Annotated in this window: 1 protein-coding gene; it reads left to right on the top strand. The window is 45.8% G+C overall.

All coding sequences use genetic code 11. The annotated features are described in order from the left end of the window. Window positions 1–277 (top strand): 2-keto-3-deoxygluconate permease (locus KVT27_RS24390; protein ID WP_217582154.1); only part of this gene is annotated, 277 nt, incomplete at both ends.

Below are 277 nucleotides of genomic sequence, written 5' to 3'. Positions count from 1 at the left end.
AGGCATGATGATTGTGCCGCTTATTTTAGGGGCGATTATAACGACATTATTCCCTGCGATGGGCAAAACATTTGGCTCCTTCACAGGCGCTCTAATGACCGGATCCTTGCCGATCCTGGCTGTATTCTATGTTTGTATGGGTTCGACCATCAATTTTAAAGCAACCCCGTATATTTTGAAAAAAGGCGGTACACTGCTCGGAACGAAAATTGTTACCGCGATGCTCGTCGGTTTCATTGCAGCGAAATTTCTTGGCAACGGTATGATTAGCGAAGGC

It is taken from the genome of Lysinibacillus sp. GbtcB16 (genome assembly GCF_019091145.1).
GTDB classification, from domain to species: domain Bacteria; phylum Bacillota; class Bacilli; order Bacillales_A; family Planococcaceae; genus Lysinibacillus; species Lysinibacillus fusiformis.
Note: the sequence above shows the minus strand (reverse complement) of the source record. Positions and strands in the feature narration are given on the sequence as shown.